This window comes from Citrobacter sp. Cpo148 (assembly GCF_030332375.1).
In the GTDB taxonomy this organism is placed as follows: domain Bacteria; phylum Pseudomonadota; class Gammaproteobacteria; order Enterobacterales; family Enterobacteriaceae; genus Citrobacter; species Citrobacter portucalensis.
The window spans coordinates 1-20380 of record NZ_JAOWHY010000028.1 but is presented as its reverse complement, the minus strand read 5'-3'; the positions used below and the strand labels follow the sequence as shown (position 1 = coordinate 20380).

At 50.7% G+C, this 20380-nt stretch carries 16 protein-coding genes; 4 read left to right on the top strand and 12 right to left on the bottom strand.

Going from position 1 to position 20380, the window contains the following annotated elements:
- Positions 1-117 precede the first annotated feature (117 nt).
- A complete protein-coding gene (pmrR, locus tag OGY10_RS00795) occupies positions 118-207 on the top strand; it encodes an LpxT activity modulator PmrR (RefSeq protein WP_003826741.1) in 90 nt (29 codons plus the stop codon).
- Here pmrR and pmrB read toward each other — a convergent pair.
- From pmrB to melR, 7 genes are all read right to left on the bottom strand, one after another.
- Positions 201-1283, bottom strand: coding sequence for a two-component system sensor histidine kinase PmrB (gene pmrB, locus OGY10_RS00790; protein WP_223124333.1), 1083 nt, complete (start codon positions 1281-1283; stop codon positions 201-203). The two genes, pmrR and pmrB, sit on opposite strands and share 7 nt — an antisense overlap.
- The gene (gene pmrA / locus OGY10_RS00785; RefSeq protein WP_191226518.1) at positions 1280-1951 is read right to left on the bottom strand and encodes a two-component system response regulator PmrA; all 672 of its coding nucleotides are present in this window, start codon (positions 1949-1951) and stop codon (positions 1280-1282) included. Before pmrA ends, pmrB begins: the two co-directional genes overlap by 4 nt.
- A 4-nt stretch (positions 1952-1955) precedes the next feature.
- Positions 1956-3593 carry a phosphoethanolamine transferase EptA gene (eptA, locus tag OGY10_RS00780; RefSeq protein WP_286576038.1) on the bottom strand — a complete coding sequence of 546 codons (1638 nt, stop codon included), beginning with the start codon at positions 3591-3593 and terminating at the stop codon, positions 1956-1958.
- A 146-nt stretch (positions 3594-3739) separates the two neighbouring features.
- Complete coding sequence (adiC, locus tag OGY10_RS00775; RefSeq protein WP_003031853.1) at positions 3740-5077, bottom strand: arginine/agmatine antiporter; 1338 nt, start codon at positions 5075-5077, stop codon at positions 3740-3742.
- A 127-nt stretch (positions 5078-5204) separates the two neighbouring features.
- Complete coding sequence (locus tag OGY10_RS00770) at positions 5205-5966, bottom strand: AraC family transcriptional regulator (RefSeq protein ID WP_008786968.1); 762 nt, start codon at positions 5964-5966, stop codon at positions 5205-5207.
- A gap of 314 nt (positions 5967-6280) precedes the next feature.
- A complete protein-coding gene (adiA, locus tag OGY10_RS00765; protein ID WP_003826754.1) occupies positions 6281-8548 on the bottom strand; it encodes an arginine decarboxylase in 2268 nt (755 codons plus the stop codon).
- A 237-nt stretch (positions 8549-8785) separates the two neighbouring features.
- Positions 8786-9718 carry a transcriptional regulator MelR gene (gene melR, locus OGY10_RS00760; RefSeq protein ID WP_003826756.1) on the bottom strand — a complete coding sequence of 311 codons (933 nt, stop codon included), beginning with the start codon at positions 9716-9718 and terminating at the stop codon, positions 8786-8788.
- Positions 9719-9987: 269 nt separating this feature from the next.
- Here melR and melA point away from each other — a divergent pair, with 269 nt between their 5' ends.
- The 3 genes from melA (at position 9988) to OGY10_RS00745 (ending at position 13123) form a co-directional block, all read left to right on the top strand.
- Entirely contained in the window at positions 9988-11343 is a 1356-nt protein-coding gene (gene melA, locus OGY10_RS00755) for an alpha-galactosidase (RefSeq protein ID WP_008786970.1), read from the top strand.
- Positions 11344-11435: 92 nt separating this feature from the next.
- On the top strand, positions 11436-12866 hold the full coding sequence (melB, locus tag OGY10_RS00750; protein ID WP_286576036.1) for a melibiose:sodium transporter MelB: 1431 nt from the start codon (positions 11436-11438) through the stop codon (positions 12864-12866).
- A gap of 2 nt (positions 12867-12868) precedes the next feature.
- A complete protein-coding gene (locus OGY10_RS00745; protein WP_032942140.1) occupies positions 12869-13123 on the top strand; it encodes a SemiSWEET transporter in 255 nt (84 codons plus the stop codon).
- Positions 13124-13143: 20 nt separating this feature from the next.
- On the opposite strand, the gene OGY10_RS00740 is transcribed toward OGY10_RS00745, so the two are convergent.
- The 5 genes from OGY10_RS00740 to OGY10_RS00720 all read right to left on the bottom strand — a co-directional run bounded on the left by OGY10_RS00740 (position 13144) and on the right by OGY10_RS00720 (position 20063).
- Complete coding sequence (locus OGY10_RS00740; protein ID WP_286576034.1) at positions 13144-13767, bottom strand: DUF2238 domain-containing protein; 624 nt, start codon at positions 13765-13767, stop codon at positions 13144-13146.
- A 147-nt stretch (positions 13768-13914) separates the two neighbouring features.
- Positions 13915-15561, bottom strand: coding sequence for a class I fumarate hydratase FumA (gene fumA / locus OGY10_RS00735; RefSeq protein WP_008786974.1), 1647 nt, complete (start codon positions 15559-15561; stop codon positions 13915-13917).
- Positions 15562-15657: 96 nt separating this feature from the next.
- Positions 15658-16998: an anaerobic C4-dicarboxylate transporter DcuB gene (gene dcuB, locus OGY10_RS00730; RefSeq protein WP_003031873.1), complete on the bottom strand. Its 1341-nt coding sequence runs from the start codon at positions 16996-16998 to the stop codon at positions 15658-15660.
- Between the two features lie 717 nt (positions 16999-17715).
- The gene (dcuR, locus tag OGY10_RS00725) at positions 17716-18435 is read right to left on the bottom strand and encodes a two-component system response regulator DcuR (RefSeq protein WP_008786975.1); all 720 of its coding nucleotides are present in this window, start codon (positions 18433-18435) and stop codon (positions 17716-17718) included.
- On the bottom strand, positions 18432-20063 hold the full coding sequence (locus tag OGY10_RS00720) for a sensor histidine kinase (RefSeq protein WP_079935050.1): 1632 nt from the start codon (positions 20061-20063) through the stop codon (positions 18432-18434). The genes dcuR and OGY10_RS00720 overlap by 4 nt, the downstream gene beginning before the upstream one ends.
- Positions 20064-20380: the final 317 nt, after the last annotated feature.

Here is a 20380-nt window from a genome sequence, read left to right as displayed (position 1 = left end):
AGGCCTACGGGCAGCGTTGTACTCAGTAGGCCGGATAAGGTGTCTTATGATATCAACTTAAGGTTGGCTTAATCTGTGTCAGGCAAACTCTCCTCCATAGTTTCGGAGGAGAGTGTCATGAAAACCCGTATTTATGAAAGTTTGACCACCGTGTGCAGCGTGCTGATCGTCAGCAGCTTTTTGTATGTGTGGGTGAGCTCTTACTGATCTTTCGCCAATTCCACCCATGCGCGAGTGCCGGTGGCTCCCTGGCGATTTTGCAGATAGAAATGACCCTGATGTAACTGGGTGATACGACTGACAATACTCAGCCCCAGCCCAATCCCACCAAAACGGCTGTCCATTCGGACGAATGCTTTACTTAACTCCCCGCATTTACTTTCATCAATGCCCGGCCCTTCATCTTCGACGGCCAGGACGGCATCATGCTCAGTGTTCAGGCTAATCGTAATATGGGTGCCTTCCGGGCTATAACGATGCGCGTTTTCCACCAGATTTCGTAGCAGCATCCGCAACAGCGTAGCATCGCCACGCACGACAACGTCCGCCGCGCTTTGTGGCAGGAGCAGCGTCTGTTTACGTTGGTCCAGCATGGTGCTGAGTTCATCGTAGGAGGGCAGAATAACGTCCTCCAGCAGTTTGACATGCTGGTAGTTCCCGGCCGAAAACGACTGTCCGACGCGGGCGAGTTGCAGCAGCTGCGATACGCTGTCCATCATTTGGTCAAGGCGGGCAATCAACGGCGTAACGTCGACCTTATGGGTTTTGGATAATAATTCCAGATGCAGGCGAACGCCTGACAGCGGTGTGCGCAGTTCGTGGGCGACATCGGCGGTAAATAAACGTTCGTTTTCAATAGTGCTGGTCAGCCGCGTTACCAGGTCATTGAGCGCTGAGACAACGGCCTGGATCTCAACGGTTGAGCTGTGAATTTCAATGGGGGCCAGGTTATCGGCTGCTCGCGCTTCTAACTCTTTTTGCAGATCGGCAAGGGGACGGGTAATACGTCGCACCGCCTGATAGCAAATCAGCAGCGTCAGGCTGACCATAAAGATGCCGGGGACGATCAGGCTGGCGATAGCCTCGCGGATCTCATGCATGATGTGGCGATCGTTGTTACGGTTATCGCGCAGCGCCTGTTCGAATAACTGTATTTGTTCGGTACTTTCGTGCCACAACCAGAAGGTGCTAATCAACTGAAAGACCAGCAGAATTAGACCGATCGTCAGTATTAACCGTTGGCGAAGAGGGAGAGGTCGTTTTAGATATTGCAGCAGCTTCACTTAGCTTCCTCAGTGGCGACCAGCATATAGCCAAATCCCCTGACCGTGCGGATACGTGATTTCCCCACTTTATCGCGCAGATTGTGAATGTGCACTTCCAGCGTGTTGGTAGACGGTTCGTTATCCCAGCTGTAGATGTCGTTATACAAAATTTCCCGGTGTACCGGGCTGCCCGCTTTGAGCATCAGGCGTGACAGGAGCGCGTATTCTTTCGGCGTTAAGATAACCTCTTGTCCGTCCATCCACACCTGGCGACGACCGATATTCAGCGTCAGATTGCTGACAATTAATTCACTTTCACCCTGATTGTTGTGGCGACGCAGAAGTGCCCGGATGCGGGCGTGCAGTTCTTCCAGTGCGAACGGTTTGACCAGATAGTCATCGGCACCCACATCCAGCCCGCTGACCCGGTCTTTGAGCGTGTCACGGGCGGTGAGGATCAGCACGGGGAGAGAGTATTTCTTCTGTCTGATGCGGGTCAGGAAGTGCAAACCGTCTTCATCCGGCAAGCCCAGGTCCAGAACAACCAGACTGTAATGTCCGGTCTCCAGACACTGCTCGGCTGCACGGGCGGTTGACACGCCATCACAGGCGTAGCCTTCTGTTTGTGCAGCGAGTATCAGTCCCTGTAGTAACAACGTGTCGTCTTCAACAATCAGAATTTTCATTCGTTTAGCCTCCCCGGCAGGGTTGCAGAATATCATCTGCCGCCTGATATTTCTGTGTTTGCACGCGCGTTAATCCCAGCAGAGTTGAGAAGAGATTATCCTGCGAGAAGTCTTCTGAGCTTGCCCGTTTTTGCAAACATGTCTGAGAGACCTGATAGCGTTGCTGATAATCCTCGGAGAGCCACAGCAGCATCGGCACATGTTTTTGTGTATCTGGTGCAATCGAATACGGCAGGCCGTGCAAATAGACGCCATTTTCCCCTAAGGATTCGCCGTGATCGGAAAGATACACCAGGCTGGTGGTGAAATTATCCTGATGTTCTTTCAGTATATTGATCGCTTTATCAACAATATAGTCAACGTAAAGAATGGTGTTGTCGTAAGTATTGACCAACTGTTGCTGCGAACAGGTCTGGATTTCGTTGGTATCGCAGGTTGGCGTAAATTTCTTAAACTGCGCAGGATAGCGGTTGTAATAGGTCGGACCGTGGCTGCCGATGGTATGCAGCACAATCACGCCGTCGCCTTGCAGATTATTAATGTACTCTTCCAGCCCGTGGAACAGGACTTCATCGTAGCATTCACCGTCAATACACTGCCCTGGCAGGTTCAGCTTAGTCATATTCTGGTGTGGAACCCGGTCGCAAGCCCCTTTGCAGCCGCCGTCGTTATCGTTCCACAGAACGTTAATTCCCGCCCGCTGAATGATGTCGAGTACGCCTTCCTGATGCTGTGCCAGTTCTTCGTCGTAGTGCGCGCGTGGCATATCCGAGAACATGCAGGGTACTGATACTGCCGTTGCCGTTCCGCAGGATGTGGTGCGGGGGAAATAGACCACATCATCTTTTTCCAGCAGCGGGTTGGTCTGGCGCGAATAGCCTGACAGCGAGAAGTTATCGCCGCGCGAGGTCTCGCCGAGAACCACAATCGTCAGGTTCTTACGCTTTTCTTTCACCATCAACGGATTGCGATGTGCATCCTCGCCAATGCGCACCAGCGGCAGGTGGGCCAGTCGCTGGTGTGAATACCAGGATGACGTCGCCACAATGCTGTTGGATGGACTGAGGGATTTCACCAGTTCTTTGTTGTTGCGAAACAGTGAGGCGTAATCTTTATAGAAGAACGCAGCGACCAGCACGATCAGCAGGGCGGAGATCAGAATGTTCGCGCCACGAAACAGTACGCTGCGCATAACTGGCGTGATCGGTTTAATTTTTACCCAGCAGGCAATGAGCGCGGCCAGAATGCCGCTCACCCCGAGCGTGATGAGCATTTGCGGCGTCAGCAAAGCAAAGGTTTCGGCGGGCGTAGTGTCCATCATATTGGCGATCATCGAGCGGTCGATGATGATGCCGTAGGTCATGATGAAATATTGGGCCGATGCACCAACCAGAATGAAAATGCAAGCCACCAGGCGATTAAGCCACAGGAATGAGGCCAGCGTCAGCACAATGTTCATGACGCTGAACGCGACCACCGGCATTGATAAAAACACCAGCACGTTACGCACAGAGTCCAGAGGCAGGTCTTGCAGCACTTGTTTATAGAACGCAATGTTCAGGAAGGTCGCAAGATAAAATGAGATCAGCAGAAGCCAGCTGATTAGCCCGAGAGTGGGCCTTTTAAACAAGAGCTTTAACATTAAGGGGGTTCCATCGACTATGTGGCGCAAATCCTCTCAAAGTAAAATTAAGCCAACCTTAAGTTCTTAATGTTGATTTTTCGAAGAGCGGTAGGAGAACGTTGACCCGATGAACTTACGCCATCGGGCCACGACGATTGTTGGCGTTAGTTATTGTTTACCGGGGCATCCAGTGGATACGGGTTTTTATGGATCCGGTTGTAGTTCAATGCGTACAGCGCGGTGATGATCATCAGCGTGACGAACGACCACATCACTTCTTTGGCGCCGGAACCGACAACCGCCCAGATGCAGTAGACAAAGGCGATAAAGGTCACCAGTAAGTACATCGGGCGTGCTTTACCAAAGTGGCCATGGCCGAGCAGCAGCAGCGCGGCGCAGGTGTACAGATACGGCACCAGGGTGAAGATAACGGAAACCGAAGAGACCAGACCAAACTCTTTTGCTGCGTTCGGCGACATGCTGCTGAACTGGAAGATGGTCATCAGGATGCCGACAATAATTAACCCGGCCACTGGCGTACCGGCTTTGTTCACGCGGGCAAAAATCGGTGGGAACAGGCCGTCATCGGCTGCGGCTTTGGCGGTTTGCCCGGCAAGCAGCGTCCAGCCGCCCAGAGAACCAAGACACCCGGCAGCAGCACAGAAGGAAACAATGGCCCCAGCGGTGTCACCCAGCGCCATACGTGCGGCATCACCGAACGGAGAGGCTGATACACGCAGCGCCGCGTTAGGGATCATACCCATGATTGCGGTGGTGGAGAGCACATAGCAAACAGCGGCAATCAGCACGCCGCCCATGGTAGCGATAGGTACGTTACGTTTGGGATTTTTAACCACGCCAGCCGCAACGGAGGCGCTTTCCACCCCGATAAATGACCACAAGGTGACGTTCAGAGTGCTTTGAATCGCGCCGAAGGTGTTCATCCCGCTGACGTTCCAGGCTGCCATATAGGTTTCACCGCGGAACCAGAACCAGCCGAAGACGGCAATCCCGACAATTGGCACCAGTGCCAGTACCGTTGCGACGGCCTGCACGCGGGTGATCATTTTCGGTCCGACAATGTTCAGTAATACGAAGATCCACAGTACTACGACGCAGGTCAGCGTCAGGACCAGCGGATCTTTTAAGATGGGGAAGAAGTAGCTCAGGTAACCGACGCCAATGACCACCATGGCGATGTTACCAATCCAGCAGGCCAGCCAGTACAGCACGTTGGTCTGGTAGCCCAAAAAAGGACCGAAGCAGCGGCGGGCGTAAGCATAAGAACCACCGGGACTGGAGTCTAAGGACGACATTTTGGCGTACACCATCGACAGTGCCAGAGCACCGATAATCGTGACCAACCATCCGTAGATTGCAATCCCGCCAGTTGACGCAAGGTTTGCGGGTAGCAGGAATACACCGGAACCCATAATATTCCCCGACACCATAAGGGTGACGGGGATTAAGCCCACTTTGTGAGCATCAGCATCCGTCGACATATTTTTTAACTCCTGATAAGGATAAATGACGCCTTATCATACCTCGTCAAAAGTCTATTTAATGATGACGGAGCTGGGGTATCGCTAATGCTGATATTATTATGGCTTATCGCTAACTGATTAAAAATCAGGCGGCGGATGGCTCCCTATGTTGACTCACATAATGCAGAGGTGTCATCCCATAGAACTCTTTGAATACGGAGATAAAGTATGAGGTACTGTTATATCCACACAGTTGAGAGACCTGAGAAATGTTTTTGCCGTCCATCAGTAATTGATTGACGGCATATCGCATGCGACATGTGGTAATTATTTGGCTGTAACTTGTATTTTCACTTTTGAGCTTTTTCTTTAACAAACTGGGACTCAGGCATAAGCAACTGGCAACCATGCTTAAATTCCAGTCTTTATGTATATCGCTCTCAATAATGTGATAAACGCTATCGCTGATACAGTTGCGCAGCATATACATGAGCAAAGAAATAAACTTTTTGCTGTCGAGAAAGCGTGATAACACCGTGAACAGTAGCGAGCGCGTACGCTCTCTTTCAGCTTCGTTCACTGTGTCCATTACGCTGTGTTGGGCTGCCACCCTGAAGACATCCGGCGTCAGACACGCGGCGGTCATCACTGGGCTGGCACTGCGTTGCCAGAGTGGGATCTGTGAAAGGTCTTTATTTAAAAAGCGCAGATAATCTTTAATGATATCGCGGCTGATATGTACGACCAATGCGTTATTAAGTGATGAGAAATCGATAATATTATTATCGCATGCCACCAGTGCCATATGATTAGCTTTTAAACTGATGGCTTCTTTACCGTTAATCCTTAACCAAACATCCTTCTCCGTTAATACAACAACACAAGCTTCTTTGCTGCAAAGCCTCATACCCAACTCCAGGAATATGAACATAAAACACCGTAGCTCAACATCAGATGAGCCAAATCGGCTAAATTGAAATTGTATGATGAAACCAGGACTGCAATAAAATAACGTGTCTGAAATTAATTACAATGTTTGGCGGGATTTTTCTTATGTACACATTTTTGTACGCAAGTGGAAAGGCGCTATTTGCGTATAAAAAAAGCGCGGGGTGGTCCCGCGCAAAAAGGTATGACAATGTTATTGTTTTGCAGCAATACTCAGGAATTACTCAAGCATGACATGTCTACCTTAAACATCGGACTATCTATAAAACGACATTATGCTTTCACGCACATAACGTGGTACACACCGTCAATAATTTCCGTTCCTTCGGTTTCATGTTCAAATCCAGGGAAGTGGTGGTCCCAGGACTGCAACGAACGTAGATAACTAATCTGCGGGCTATTGGCGTCGCCAAAGTTTTCCCCGGACAGCAGCATCGGAATTCCTGGTGGGTAAGGAATAACGGAATTCGCGGCTATACGACCCGGCAGATTTTCAATGGCCACCATCTCAACGTTATCGCTGACTATCGCGTTATAGGCTTCACGCGGGGTGATTTCAGCAACAGGCAGGCCGGAGTAGGCCGCGTTAAGACGTGCGCCAGGGTTGTTCTCTTTCAGCCAGGCGAACATGGTGTCGCCCAGATCGTGAATGCCCATGTTGGCGTAAGTGTCTGGATGTTCCTCAACCAGTTCTGGCATCACCTGTGCCAGCGGGGTATTGGCATCGTAATGGTGTTTGAAAGAGCACAACGTGTTGATCAGTGTGCCCCATTTCCCGCGGGTAATCCCCATGGAGAACAGGAACATAATCTGGAAGTCGGTGGTACGGGTCGGCACGATGCCGTGACGGCCAAGCCAGGCGGTGACCAGTGCAGCCGGTACGCCGTTCTCTTCCAGTTCACCATCGTCGCCCATCCCCGGAGCCAGAATGCTGACTTTGATCGGGTCCAGCATGCTCCAGTTATCCGGCAGGTCTTTAAATCCGTGCCAGGATTCACCCGGGCGCATTACCCAGCAGTTCTGGTCGGTGGTCAGGAGTTGGGTTGGCGCATCGGCAAAGTCATAGGTTTTGCCGGTCTGCGGATCGGTCACAATCTCTTTGTTCCACGGTTTGAAGAACCAGTCGCCTTCGGCGGTGAATTCTTTGTACAACCGCGCCATGGCCTGACGGAAATCGACCGCTTCGTCGATCACTTCCTGGGTGAGCGACAGGCCGCTGTTACCGTCCATCATGGAAACCGCCACGTCGTTTGAGGCGCAGATGGCATACAGCGGAGAGGTAGTGGCGTGCATCATGTACGCCTGGTTAAAGCGGGAGAAGTTCACGGCCCCACGACCTTCACGAACGTGAATGTAAGATGCCTGAGAAAGCGCATTCAGCAGTTTGTGGGTCGAGTGGGTGGCAAAAACGGTAGGACCGTTATGATCGCCCGGCGCGCCACGCATGGCGTAGTGATCGGCGTAAATTGGGTTGAAGCGAGCATAGCCGTACCAGGCCTCATCGAAGTGGATGCGATCGCTGGTTTGCGCGAGCAGGTCCTGGGCCTCTTTGGCGTTGTAGCAAACACCGTCGTAGGTACAGTTGGTCACAACGCTGTAAGACGGTTTTTGCCCGGCTTTACCTTTGGTCAGCGGGCTTTCGCTGATCTTTTTCTGCAATGTTTCAGGCTGCATTTCCTGCGGGTAGATAGGCCCGATAATGCCGTACCGGTTGCGGCTTGGCACCATGTACACCGGTTTTGCCCCGGTGAGGATAAGCCCCTGCTCGATGGATTTATGGCAGTTACGATCCAGCACCACGACGTCGTTGTCGGTCATACAAGCCTGCATGATGGTGCGGTTAGAGCCGGAAGTCCCGACCACCACGGACCAGGAGCGATCAGCGCCAAACACGCGGGCGGCATATTTTTCGCTCTCGCCAAACGCGCCGGTATGATCCAGCAGCGAGCCGAGCGATGCACGTTCAATACCCATGTCGCTACGGAATAAGTTTTCACCATAGTAATCATGGTAGAAACGACCGGCCGGTGTTTTGGTGAATCCGACGCCGCCCTGGTGACCCGGTGCTGCCCAGGAGTATTCATGGATGTCGCCGTACTTCATCAGTGCGCTGAACAGCGGTGGCAGAAGTTGTTGGCGGTAGCGGGTCATCGCCGCAACGGCGCGACCGGCGATAAAGTCTGCGGTATCTTCCAGAATCCAGGCGAATTCATCGACAAGCTCCAGCAGGTCGCGATCCAGCGATGCGGTGGCTTTTTCGCGATCGCCCAGCAGGAAAACGGGAACGTTTTGCTGGCGCTCGTGGAGCTTGCCGATCAATTGCCTGACGTTCAGGTGCTCGTCTTGTTGTTCCATTTGATAGCTGAACATCAGGCAATCAATGGCTTCATTGGCGGCGAGGATTGCGTAACCATCGTCGAATGAGGTGGACTTAATGACGGTAACATTTTGGCGGCTTAATGCGTCAGCCAGACGTTCGACAGCGCTACCGACCCAGGTGTCCTGATGCAGAAACTCACTTTCAACAATTAATACTTTCATCATCTTTTACCCGGTTGTGGAAAGGTTGCAATCTATGAATTGCAGACACACCGTATGAATGTGACGCAGGCAAGTATTATCCTGTCAAAATGGGCTGTAAAGCGGGTGAAAAATAGTCTAATTTGTGTTTAATTTGTTTTTAAACAGTAGGTTATGTTTGCTTGTTGGCGGTTTTTCACCGCCGTTTATCGACAGGGGGAATATTTTTTTGGCTGATACTGATATTGCCGAATGATATCAACCAGCGATTGTTTGCCGATGCTGCTGGCTTAGTTTGCGGTACTGCTGCGGCGACATGCCGACAAACTTGCTGAAGGTGTCATAAAAACGGCTGCTGGATCGGAATCCGGCGGTCAACGCAACGTCGAGAATGGTTTTATCGGTATCGCTAAGCAATGCGCGGACGTGATTGATCCGCATTGCCGTGATGTACTGCTTCAGGGTGAGTTGCATTACGCGTTGGAAAATCCCCATCGCGTAGTTGGCGTTGAGCTTCACGTGTTCCGCGACGTCGTTGATGGTGAGCGCCTGATCGTAGTTGTCGGCAATAAAGCTCAGCATTTGGCTGACGTAGAACTGGGCGTGCCGCGACACGCTGTTTTTGTGGGTCCGCGAGGTTTTATTGACCAGGATAGGCTGCCAGCCGGAAAGGCTAAACCGCTTGAGCATCAGACCAATTTCATCAATGGCGAGCTGGCGAATTTGTTCGTTCGGGTTGCTCAGTTCCTGTTGCCAGCGCTGAACCTCAAAGGTGCTCAACTGCTGCGACGCCAGCGATTTGATGACCATTCCATGGGTAACATGGTTGATCAGCTCGCGATCCAGCGGCCAGGAGAGGAAAAGGTGCATCGGTAAATTGAAGATAGCCATACTTTGGCAGCTGCCCGGACGCGTGAGCTGATGCGGTGTACAGGCCCAGAATAGCGTGATGTGTCCCTGTTTTATCTGTACCACTTCGTTGTTGATAAGGTACTCGACGTCACCATCAAACGGGACATTGATCTCCACTTGCCCATGCCAGTGGCTGGCAGGCATAGCATGCGGTGAGCGCAACTCGATATCCATCCGTTGATATTCTGAGTACAGCGATAGCGGGCTGCGGGTTTGTTCTTCATCGCTACTGCACATGTGCGGATCGGGAGGGAGAGGCGATGTCGGTAATGTACTCATGGTTGCTCCATTTCCTGAATTATCAGAATCATGTCATTTAACACGTATTAAGGCTGAGAATCAGGACACAAATTGGACCGTTACCATTGAGCATAGCGACATTTTGCGGCCGCATACTCTGCTTTTTGGGTGATTTTGTCCCATAAACTCAGATCCAATAGGGCGCAGAGTGATGATCTGAGTTTATGGGAATGCTCAGCAGGGAAGTCGGAGGTTTTCATCTATGCGCTGTGCCACCATGACTGTGTTCACTAATGTTCTGGAGAGTCATGATGTCTGCACCCAAAATTACCTTTATCGGCGCCGGTTCCACGATTTTCGTCAAAAATATTCTTGGGGACGTCTTTCACCGCGATGCGCTTAAATCTGCGCATATCGCCTTGATGGATCTCGATCCTACGCGTCTGGAAGAATCACACGTTGTTGTGCGCAAGTTGATGGATTCTGCGGGCGCGTCTGGACGAATCACCTGCTATACCGATCAAAAAGCGGCATTACAGGATGCTGATTTTGTGGTGGTCGCTTTCCAGATCGGCGGCTATGAACCTTGTACCGTCACCGATTTTACGGTGTGTAAACGCCATGGCCTGGAGCAGACGATTGCCGACACGCTGGGGCCGGGCGGCATCATGCGCGCGCTGCGTACCATCCCGCATTTATGGCAGATTTGTGAGGATATGACCGAAGTTTGTCCGCAGGCCACAATGCTTAACTACGTTAACCCGATGGCAATGAACACCTGGGCAATGTATGCGCGCTATCCGCATATTAAGCAGGTTGGGTTGTGTCATTCGGTGCAGGGGACGGCGGAGGAGTTGGCCCGCGATCTGAACATCGACCCTGCTTCTTTGCGCTATCGCAGTGCCGGGATCAACCATATGGCGTTTTATCTGGAGCTGGAGCGCAAAACGGCGGACGGTGCCTATGTGAATCTCTACCCGGAGCTGCTGGCGGCCTATGAATCCGGTCAGGCGCCGAAACCAAATATTCACGGAAATACCCGTTGCCAGAACATTGTGCGTTATGAAATGTTCAAAAAATTGGGGTATTTCGTCACCGAATCGTCGGAGCACTTCGCTGAATATACGCCGTGGTTTATCAAACCGGGACGTGAAGATCTGATTGAGCGCTATAAGGTGCCATTGGATGAATATCCGAAACGTTGTGTGGAACAGTTGGCGAACTGGAAAAAAGAGCTGGAAGAGTACAAAACGGCTGAGCGGATCGACATTAAACCGTCACGCGAATATGCCAGCACTATCATGAACGCTATCTGGACCGGTGAACCGAGCGTCGTGTATGGCAACGTTCGCAATGACAATCTGATCGACAACCTGCCGCAAGGCTGCTGCGTTGAAGTCGCTTGTCTGGTCGATGCAAATGGTATTCAGCCAACGAAAGTCGGGACTCTCCCGTCACATTTGGCGGCCATGATGCAAACCAATATCAATGTTCAGACCCTGCTAACGGAAGCCATCCTGACGGAGAATCGCGATCGCGTTTATCACGCGGCGATGATGGATCCGCATACCGCCGCGGTACTGGGGATTGAAGAGATTTATGCGCTGGTGGACGACCTGATCGCGTCTCACGGCGACTGGCTGCCGGCCTGGCTGCACCGTTAATACACAATCACGCCGGGCATTGTATCCGGCGTTTAACCTCTGACGTTTCCTCTTACAGAAGGCGGGCGCTGGTAACAGCGACCCGATACCCTATGAGCATATCTCTGACAACAAAACTCAGTTATGGATTTGGAGCGTTTGGTAAGGATTTCGCCATCGGTATTGTGTACATGTACCTGATGTATTACTACACCGACGTGGTGGGATTATCGGTGGGGCTGGTCGGAACGTTGTTCCTGGCGGCAAGGATTTGGGATGCGGTAAACGATCCCATTATGGGCTGGATTGTGAACGCCACCCGATCGCGCTGGGGAAAATTTAAACCCTGGATCTTGCTAGGTACGCTGGCGAACTCATTGGTGCTGTTTTTGCTTTTTAGCGCACATCTTTTTGAGGGTACTGCGCAGGTCGTATTTGTTTGCGTGACGTATATATTATGGGGAATGACCTACACCATTATGGATATTCCATTCTGGTCACTGGTGCCAACCATTACGCTGGATAAACGCGAGCGTGAACAACTGGTGCCGTACCCCCGTTTCTTCGCCAGCCTTTCTGGGTTTGTTACCGCAGGCGTGACGCTGCCTTTTGTGAGCTATGTTGGCGGAGCCGATCGTGGTTTTGGTTTTCAGATGTTTACACTAATTCTCATCGCGTTCTTTATCGTTTCCACCGTTGTGACGCTACGGAATGTGCATGAGGTTTATTCGTCAGACAGTGAGGCCACGGCAGACAGCAGTCGTCTTGGGTTGAAAGCGATCGTTGGGCTTATCTATAAAAATGACCAGCTATCCTGCCTGTTAGGTATGGCACTGGCTTACAATATTGCATCCAATATCATTGCTGGCTTTGCCATTTACTATTTTACCTACGTGATTGGCGATGCAAGTCTCTTCCCGTACTACATGTCTTACGCAGGTGCGGCAAACCTGCTGACACTGATTTTCTTTCCTCGGCTGGTAAACGCGTTGTCACGACGGATCTTGTGGGCTGGGGCATCGGTGTTGCCGGTGCTTAGCTGTAGCGTACTACTGGTGATGGCGCTGGCAGATTTCCATAATATCTTACTGATTGTTATAGCGGGTGTTTTACTGAATATTGGTTCTGCGCTTTTCTGGGTGTTGCAGGTCATTATGGTGGCAGATACCGTTGATTACGGCGAATACAAACTTAATATTCGTTGTGAAAGTATCGCTTATTCGGTGCAGACAATGGTGGTAAAAGGTGGGTCAGCATTTGCCGCTTTCTTTATCGCGTTGATACTCGGGGTGATTAATTACGCGCCAAATGTCGCGCAGTCTGCCGAAACCATCGTTGGCATGCAGTTTATTATGATAGCGCTACCCGCACTCTTTTTTGTGGTGACCTTAGTCCTGTATTTCCGCTTTTATCGACTGAATGGCGACACCCTGCGCAGGATCCAGATCCATTTACTGGATAAGTATCGCAAGGTGCCGCAGCACCATGAACAACCGGATATCCCGGCTATTGCGGTAGTGGCTCCAGGCGATGTGAAGGCATAGCGATGGAATGGCATTCGTTGATTGGGTATTTGGCGGCCAGCCTGACGACGCTCTCTTTCTTACCGCAAGCCATTAAGGTTATTACCACCCGCAACACACAAGGCATCTCCGGTTTGATGTATGTGATGTTTGTGTGCGGGCTGGTTTTGTGGCTGATTTACGGATTATTGATTGAAGATACTGCCGTCAGCATGGCGAACTTTCTGACACTGTTGTTCGCCTTGCCGATTCTGGTTATCAAGTATCGCAGTAGGTAATGTAGATTGCCGGAGAAGCGTTAGCGCTCTCCGGCCGTTTTCAACTGCCGATTGTGCCAGCCCGCTAACGCGAGGACCGTTGTTAACGCACCGAGCAGGGCGCAGAACATGTCCGACTGGGTATCCCACGGGTCACCTTGCGTGCCAAGGAAGTCATCCGCACCTTGTCCCATTGCCAGCGCCGCCCACCATTCGATCAGTTCATACATTGCGCTAATCGCCAGTGCTACGCAGCAGACCAAAAATGCCAGCATCTTACGACCACGGACAATATTGCCGCGCACTAAAATCTCTCTTGCCGTCAGGGCTGGTACCAGCCCCTGGAAGAAGTGGCCCAGCTTGTCATAGGGGTTTCGACTGAGATCCAGCCATTCCTGAACCTGAAAACCGACGGGGACTTTGGCGTAGGTATACATCCCGCCTACCATCAGAATGATGGCGTGCAAGAAAATCAACGTATAAAGCAGCGGCGTCAATGGGTACTGCTTCATGGTAGCCAGCAACAGCGGGACGACAATAATGACTGGCGTGACTTCCATCAGCCAGGTGATTTTCTCAGAGGCAGAGATACCGGTGTAGATAAGAATCAGCGCCAGGATCAATGCGGCGGTGCGCAAGATTGTGGGGTTCAGAGTGCGGAGCATTGCGAATTCACACGTAATGGAAAAGGTCACTATTCCCTGTGAACGGCAAAAATTCAATACCAGTAAATGGGGGGATAAAGTTGGCCCGGGGGGATCGCTGGACTGACGCCAAAAATTTAGTGCCAGTCCAGTGCCGGGCCGAATGGGTTACTTCGCGCAGTTAGCGCATTGTTTGCTGACGATTTGCTGGAAGAAATCGTTGCCTTTGTCATCGACCAGAATGAAAGCCGGGAAATCTTCTACTTCGATTTTCCAGATAGCTTCCATACCCAGCTCCGGGTATTCCACGCATTCCAGATGCTTAATGCTCTGCTGCGCCAGTACCGCTGCCGGTCCACCGATGCTGCCCAAGTAGAAGCCGCCGTGTTTGTGGCAGGCGTCAGTCACCTGCTGGCTACGGTTACCTTTTGCCAGCATGATCATGCTGCCGCCGTGAGACTGCAACAGGTCAACGTAGGAGTCCATACGACCCGCGGTGGTTGGACCTAAAGAACCGGACGGGTAGCCTGCAGGCGTTTTGGCCGGACCCGCGTAGTAGATCGGATGATCTTTCACGTACTGCGGCAGACCTTCGCCGGACTCAATACGTTCTTTTAACTTCGCGTGAGCAATGTCACGACCAACAATGATAGTACCGCTCAGTGACAGACGAGTAGAAACCGGGTACTGAGAGAGCTGGGCGAGGATCTCTTTCATTGGGCGGTTAAGGTCAACTTTAACCACTTCACCTTCGCCCGCCTGGCGCAGAGATTCCGGAATGTACTGACCTGGGTTATGTTCCAGTTTTTCAATCCAGATCCCTTCGCGGTTGATCTTGGCCTTGATGTTACGGTCTGCAGAGCAAGAAACGCCCATGCCAACCGGGCAGGACGCGCCGTGGCGAGGCAGGCGGATCACGCGGATATCATGTGCGAAGTATTTCCCGCCGAACTGAGCACCAAGGCCGAGTTTCTGCGCTTCTTCCAGCAGTTCTTGTTCCAGTTGCAGATCGCGGAACGCCTGGCCGTGAGCATTGCCTTCAGTCGGCAGCGCGTCATAGTAGTGTGTGCTGGCCAGCTTCACCGTTTTGAGGGTGCTTTCCGCTGACGTGCCGCCAATAACGAATGCGATGTGATACGGCGGGCAGGCTGCGGTACCCAGCGTACGCATTTTCTCAACCAGGAAGTTTTTCAGTTTGCCGGGAGTCAGCAGCGCTTTGGTTTCCTGATACAGATAGGTTTTGTTGGCTGAGCCGCCGCCTTTGGCCACGCACAGGAATTTGTATTCGTCGCCGTCCACGCTGTACAGATCGATCTGTGCGGGCAGGTTGGTGCCGGTATTCACTTCTTTGTACATATCCAGCGCCGCGTTTTGCGAGTAGCGCAGGTTATCTTCGATATAGGTATTAAATACGCCTTTGGAGAGCGCCGCTTCATCGCCGCCGCCGGTCCAAACACGCTGACCTTTTTTCCCCATGATGATTGCCGTACCGGTGTCCTGGCAGGTTGGCAACACGCCTTTGGCGGCGATTTCGGAGTTTCTCAGGAACTGCAGCGCCACGTACTTATCGTTTTCGCTGGCTTCGGGATCATGGAGAATTGAGGCGACTTGCTGTTGGTGTTCTGGGCGGAGCATGAAGGAGGCATCGTGGAAGGCTTGCTGGGCCAGTAGCGTAAGTGCTTCAGGGGCTACTTTCAGGATTGTTTCGCCTTCAAACTCGCCGACGCTGACGTGATCGGATGTCAGCAGGTAGTACTCAGTTTTGTCTTCCCCCAGTGGGAAAGCCGCCTGGTAAGTGAATTCAACTTTTGACATTTGCTTCCAGCCTTTTCATTTTTCTCAGGAATTTTAAAATTCTCTGTGTCTTCATGGTGGCGTGCCGTACCAACGTGGACGGCACGCGAACTGTGATTACAGGAAACCGTACATTGCGGCGAAGATCCAACCAAAGACACAGGATACGCTTACGCCGATCAAGCCAGGCAGAATGAAGCTGTGGTTGATAACGAAGCGGCCGATGTGGGTGGTGCCGGAACGGTCAAACTGGATTGCAGCCAGATCGCTCGGGTAGGTCGGCAGAATGTAGTAACCGTAACATGCCGGAGCAGAAGCCACGATGTACGCGGGATCAACCCCGATTGCCAGCGCGACCGGAACAATCGCCGCCAGCGCCGCTGCCTGGGAGTTTACAAATTTGGATACCAGCAGCAGAACAATTGCATAGGCCCACGGATACTCTTTCACCATATTGCCCAGCACACCTTCGATTTCTGTCATGTGCGCACCGAACATTGTTTCGGCCATCCAGGCAATACCGTACACCGCCACAATCGCGATCATACCGGAACGGAAGACTTCGTTTTTAGATATTGAAGCGGGATTGGTCTTCGTCAGGATAATAATCAGCGCACCGGTCAGCAGCATGAACATCTGGATAACCAGCACCATTGACAGCGGTTTGCCGCTAAAGGTAGGACGCAGCTCAGAGAACGCGCCAAGCACGGCAACCACGGCGATAGCAGCCAGGAAGATCCACATGGCCAGCCAGTTGCTTTTCGGCAGCTTTTTGTCTAACAGCGTGGCGGTATCGCCATACACATAGTTATGGTTTTCAGGTACGGAAATGAACTTCTGGAACTCTTCATCTTTATCCAGATCCTTACCACGGAACCAGCTGAAGATACCGATCGCCAGGATACCCAACAGGGTAGACGGGATGGTGATGCTGAGCAGGTCGAGGAATTCGAGATGCTTGCCTTCAAACGTTACGTTACCCAGCATTGCCACCAGTGACACCACGGCTACAGAAACTGGGCTGGCGATAATCCCCATCTGTGCACCGATAGAACTCGCCGCCATCGGACGTTCCGGGCGAATATTGTTCTTAATGGCAACGTCATAAATGATTGGCAGGATGGTGTATACCACGTGCCCTGTACCGCAGAGAATCGTCAGGGTGCAGGTAACGAAAGGTGCGACGATGGAAACGTATTTTGGGTTACGGCGCAGCAGCTTTTCAGCGATTTGCAGCATAACGTCAAGGCCGCCGGAGGCTTGCAAGGTTGCCGATGCGGCCACCACGGCAATAATAACCAGCATTACATCTACAGGTGGTTTACCCGGCTGGAGATGGAAAACGAAAACCAGAATGACCAGGCCGATACCGCCTAATAAACCCAGCGCGATACCGCCCTTTCTGGCACCATAAAACAAACATATTAATATTATGAGAAGTTGTATACTAAATAACATTTTATTTACCCTCGCGAAAAACCCAGTCAATTTTTTGAAAAATGGATCTGTGCCACATTCTTTTTTGCCAGAATAAGCATCAAAAAATGGTCAGTATTCGATATGTCCGTATTTGCGATTAATGTTCAAATGTCTTGCTAGAATGTTTTTTCAAATTTATGGAAATATTTAGCTTTTTTCTGTGGCTTTGATCAGAGGAGAAAATCCTCAGGCGATGGGAAGCAGAGCTGGGCATGGAAAGCTGCGGTTGACGCTGTAATTTATCTGTTTTGCGTTTTCCGCTATTACGTGAACCACCGACAGAATGGGTGAGTAGATTATTTATGTGATCACGGTCACGCCATCTCATAATGTGATGAGGTCGGCGTGCGGATACTTTTATTTGCTCACAAAAATGTACGGTGTCCATGGTACGTAGCATGGTCTCCATTGCTACCAGTCTAGATTTTGTATGTCTGGTTAATTTCAGACTAATCCTTTATGGGTAAAAATACACACTCTGCGAGTTAGATAATACTTAATTAACTTTTGTTAGCGATTTTGAAATTAAAAACAGTGTGATGGTTGTCAATATTAAAATAATACATTTAACATGCCGGATACAAATATATTTGATCTAACGCAAATTTATAATTTTACAGTGCCAGCTGGTGAAATTGGGATTTTTCATTATTTTAATAATTGTTACTTTCAAATAACAAATAATCCCAAGTGTATTTATTGGCAATATTGTTTAAGCAATGAGTAGTGTTCAGCCTGCACACGATAACGATAAACAGGTCTGCCGGTCACGCCATAATGGATGCTGGTAAATAAGATGTGACAATTGACGAGCCAGATAAGGTATTTACGGCAAGAGACGCGCGAGATATTGACCTCGTTGGCCAGCTCATCCGTGGAGAACTCCTGATCCTGGTGCTCATCAATCCACTGACACAGCGTGCGTAACGTTTGTGGCGTTAACCCTTTAGGTAAGCGCCGTGCTTCCTGTTCATTGGAAGAGCTGCCGTGAATCAGCTGGTCAAGCTCAGACTGTTCATAATACTGATGCTTGTCCATCTCATTTTTCTTGTGCAGCCAGCCGGTGAGCGCCTCTTCAAACCGGGAAGCCTGGAAAGGTTTGATCAGGTAGTCAACAACACCGTAGTGAAGTGAATCTTTGATGGTGGTGGCATCAGCGGCGGAAGAGATGACGATGACATCACACTTGCAACCTTCGCTGTGCAGAACCGGTAGCAGGTCCAGACCGTTTTCTTTTTGCATATAAATATCTAGCAAAATCAGATCGATATGATGACCGCTATGAAAGATTATCTCTTTTGCTTTCTCCAGCGTGGAGGCTGTGCCGCAGCAGTGAAAACCGGAGAGTTGCGCGACATAACGGCGGTTTAATTCCGCTACCATTGCATCGTCATCGACAATTAAGACATTGATCATCTGCTGGCCCTCTCACCATTCCACGGTAACTGTACAAAAAATTGGGTGAAGATCCCTGGTTCAGACTCGACGGAAATATTACCGCCAACGTTTTCAACCTGTTGTTTAACAAGCGCTAAACCAACGCCCCGTTCGGTTCCTTTTGACGAAACGCCCTTCTCAAAGATGTGCTCAATGTTTTCGGGGGCAATCCCCGGACCATCGTCATTCACTTCGCAATGCAACCAGCCGTGTCGATAATGCAAGGATACGCTGATCTCACCACCAGGTTCTTGACCTAGCGCCTCCAGGGCGTTTTCAATCAGATTCCCCAGAACGGTAATCAGTACCGCCACCTGATCTTCGTTGCTATTTTCCGGTAACTGGCTTTCATTGCTAATGACCAGACTATGGCCTAAATCAGATGTGCGATTAATCTTACTGAGTAAAAATCCTGCGATCACCGGTGATTTTATTTTTCCTAACAGTGAGCCAATTTCTTCCTGATAATTGTTTGCGGTCTTCAGGATGTAATTTTCAAGCTGCTTATAACTTTTCAGATGCAATAATCCCAGAATCACGTGCAATTTATTCATGAATTCGTGGGATCGTTCACGAAGTGCGTCGGCATAGTTGACCATACCATCCAGACGTTGCATTAGTTTTCGGACTTCAGTCTTATCTCTGAAGGTTGAAATGGCACCGATGATTTTACCGTTGCTGAGTACCGGGACCGTGTTAATTAAGAGTAGCCGATCCTTCACCATGATCTCTTCATCGCGGCGCGGCGTTCCGTCATGTAGTACCTGTGAAAAATCGACCACCTGTGACCACGCATGGCTGAGTGTGGAGAGCTGGGCATCATCTTGTGATTTGTGATAATCCAGCAGCTCCTGCGCCGCCTGGTTAATCAGCGTCACCTCACCGCACTCGTCAACGGCAATAACACCTTCCTTTATAGAGTGCAGCATCGCCTGGCGTTGTTCGAACAGATTGGAGATTTCATAAGGCTCCAGGCCAAACAGAATGCGCTTGAGGACTTTGACAAATACCCATGTGCCGAGTAGCCCAACCAGTACACCAAATAAGATGGACCAAAAGATGCTGCCGCGGCTGTTATTGATCTGCTCAGTCACCCGGCTTAGCTCAAGGCCGATCGACACCACGCCAATCTGCCGATGATGTTCGTCATAGATAGGAGTAAATACACGTAGAGCTTTAGCCAGGAATCCGCGATTAATGGCGACATTCTCTTTACCTTGCAGGGCCAGCAATATGTCATCACCTTTAAATGGCTGACCGATTCGCTGCGCTTCGGGATGGGAGTAACGAATGCTTTGCATATCAGTGACGACGATAAACAAAAAGTCGTTGCTCTTATTCACCGCCTGGGCAATCGCCTGAATGCCGCTTTCCTCGGGCTTTTTCATTAGGCCCTGGCGGATCTCCGGAGAGTTGGCTAGCGTTCGCGCGACCGCAAGCGCTTTACTCGCTAAGGCATCGCGCGTCATGTTGCTGATCTGCGAGAAATAAATCAGATGAACGACAAGCAGCACGGAGAAGAGTACTGCACTAACCATGAGGATCACGGTGGTGCCAAGCTTCATTGGGCGTTTACGTATAGCAGTACGTTGCAGGGAGTATCTCATCACGGTCCTGAAATCACGGTTTGTGCGGGTATTATTGCCTGATGGGGTGCGTAATTCAAAGGTGGTAGGGATTATGGCGCTTAAGTTGTCAGTCCTTCTTCTTTATATAGCGTAGAGTGAATTTCTTTCTATATAGAGGTTTTCATACCGATTCTCTCCCTTTTTAGGGACGCTTACAGATAATTTCCTTACGATTGTGGATAACTCTGTGTGTAAATGGGTATAAGGCGGGATTTTGCTGTGGAATGCAGCAGTCAGTCATTTTTCTGTCATTTAAGGGTTGCGGGCCGCAGGAAACTCCCTATAATGCGCCTCCA

What these genes read in the sequence shown, in the direction of transcription:
- pmrR (WP_003826741.1), top strand. Translation starts at nt 118, where the DNA reads ATGAAAACCCGTATTTATGAAAGTTTGACCACCGTGTGCAGCGTGCTG.
- pmrA (WP_191226518.1), bottom strand. Translation starts at nt 1,951, where the DNA reads ATGAAAATTCTGATTGTTGAAGACGACACGTTGTTACTACAGGGACTG.
- eptA (WP_286576038.1), bottom strand. Translation starts at nt 3,593, where the DNA reads ATGTTAAAGCTCTTGTTTAAAAGGCCCACTCTCGGGCTAATCAGCTGG.
- adiC (WP_003031853.1), bottom strand. Translation starts at nt 5,077, where the DNA reads ATGTCGACGGATGCTGATGCTCACAAAGTGGGCTTAATCCCCGTCACC.
- OGY10_RS00770 (WP_008786968.1), bottom strand. Translation starts at nt 5,966, where the DNA reads ATGAGGCTTTGCAGCAAAGAAGCTTGTGTTGTTGTATTAACGGAGAAG.
- adiA (WP_003826754.1), bottom strand. Translation starts at nt 8,548, where the DNA reads ATGAAAGTATTAATTGTTGAAAGTGAGTTTCTGCATCAGGACACCTGG.
- melR (WP_003826756.1), bottom strand. Translation starts at nt 9,718, where the DNA reads ATGAGTACATTACCGACATCGCCTCTCCCTCCCGATCCGCACATGTGC.
- melA (WP_008786970.1), top strand. Translation starts at nt 9,988, where the DNA reads ATGATGTCTGCACCCAAAATTACCTTTATCGGCGCCGGTTCCACGATT.
- melB (WP_286576036.1), top strand. Translation starts at nt 11,436, where the DNA reads ATGAGCATATCTCTGACAACAAAACTCAGTTATGGATTTGGAGCGTTT.
- OGY10_RS00745 (WP_032942140.1), top strand. Translation starts at nt 12,869, where the DNA reads ATGGAATGGCATTCGTTGATTGGGTATTTGGCGGCCAGCCTGACGACG.
- OGY10_RS00740 (WP_286576034.1), bottom strand. Translation starts at nt 13,767, where the DNA reads ATGCTCCGCACTCTGAACCCCACAATCTTGCGCACCGCCGCATTGATC.
- fumA (WP_008786974.1), bottom strand. Translation starts at nt 15,561, where the DNA reads ATGTCAAAAGTTGAATTCACTTACCAGGCGGCTTTCCCACTGGGGGAA.
- dcuB (WP_003031873.1), bottom strand. Translation starts at nt 16,998, where the DNA reads ATGTTATTTAGTATACAACTTCTCATAATATTAATATGTTTGTTTTAT.
- dcuR (WP_008786975.1), bottom strand. Translation starts at nt 18,435, where the DNA reads ATGATCAATGTCTTAATTGTCGATGACGATGCAATGGTAGCGGAATTA.
- OGY10_RS00720 (WP_079935050.1), bottom strand. Translation starts at nt 20,063, where the DNA reads ATGAGATACTCCCTGCAACGTACTGCTATACGTAAACGCCCAATGAAG.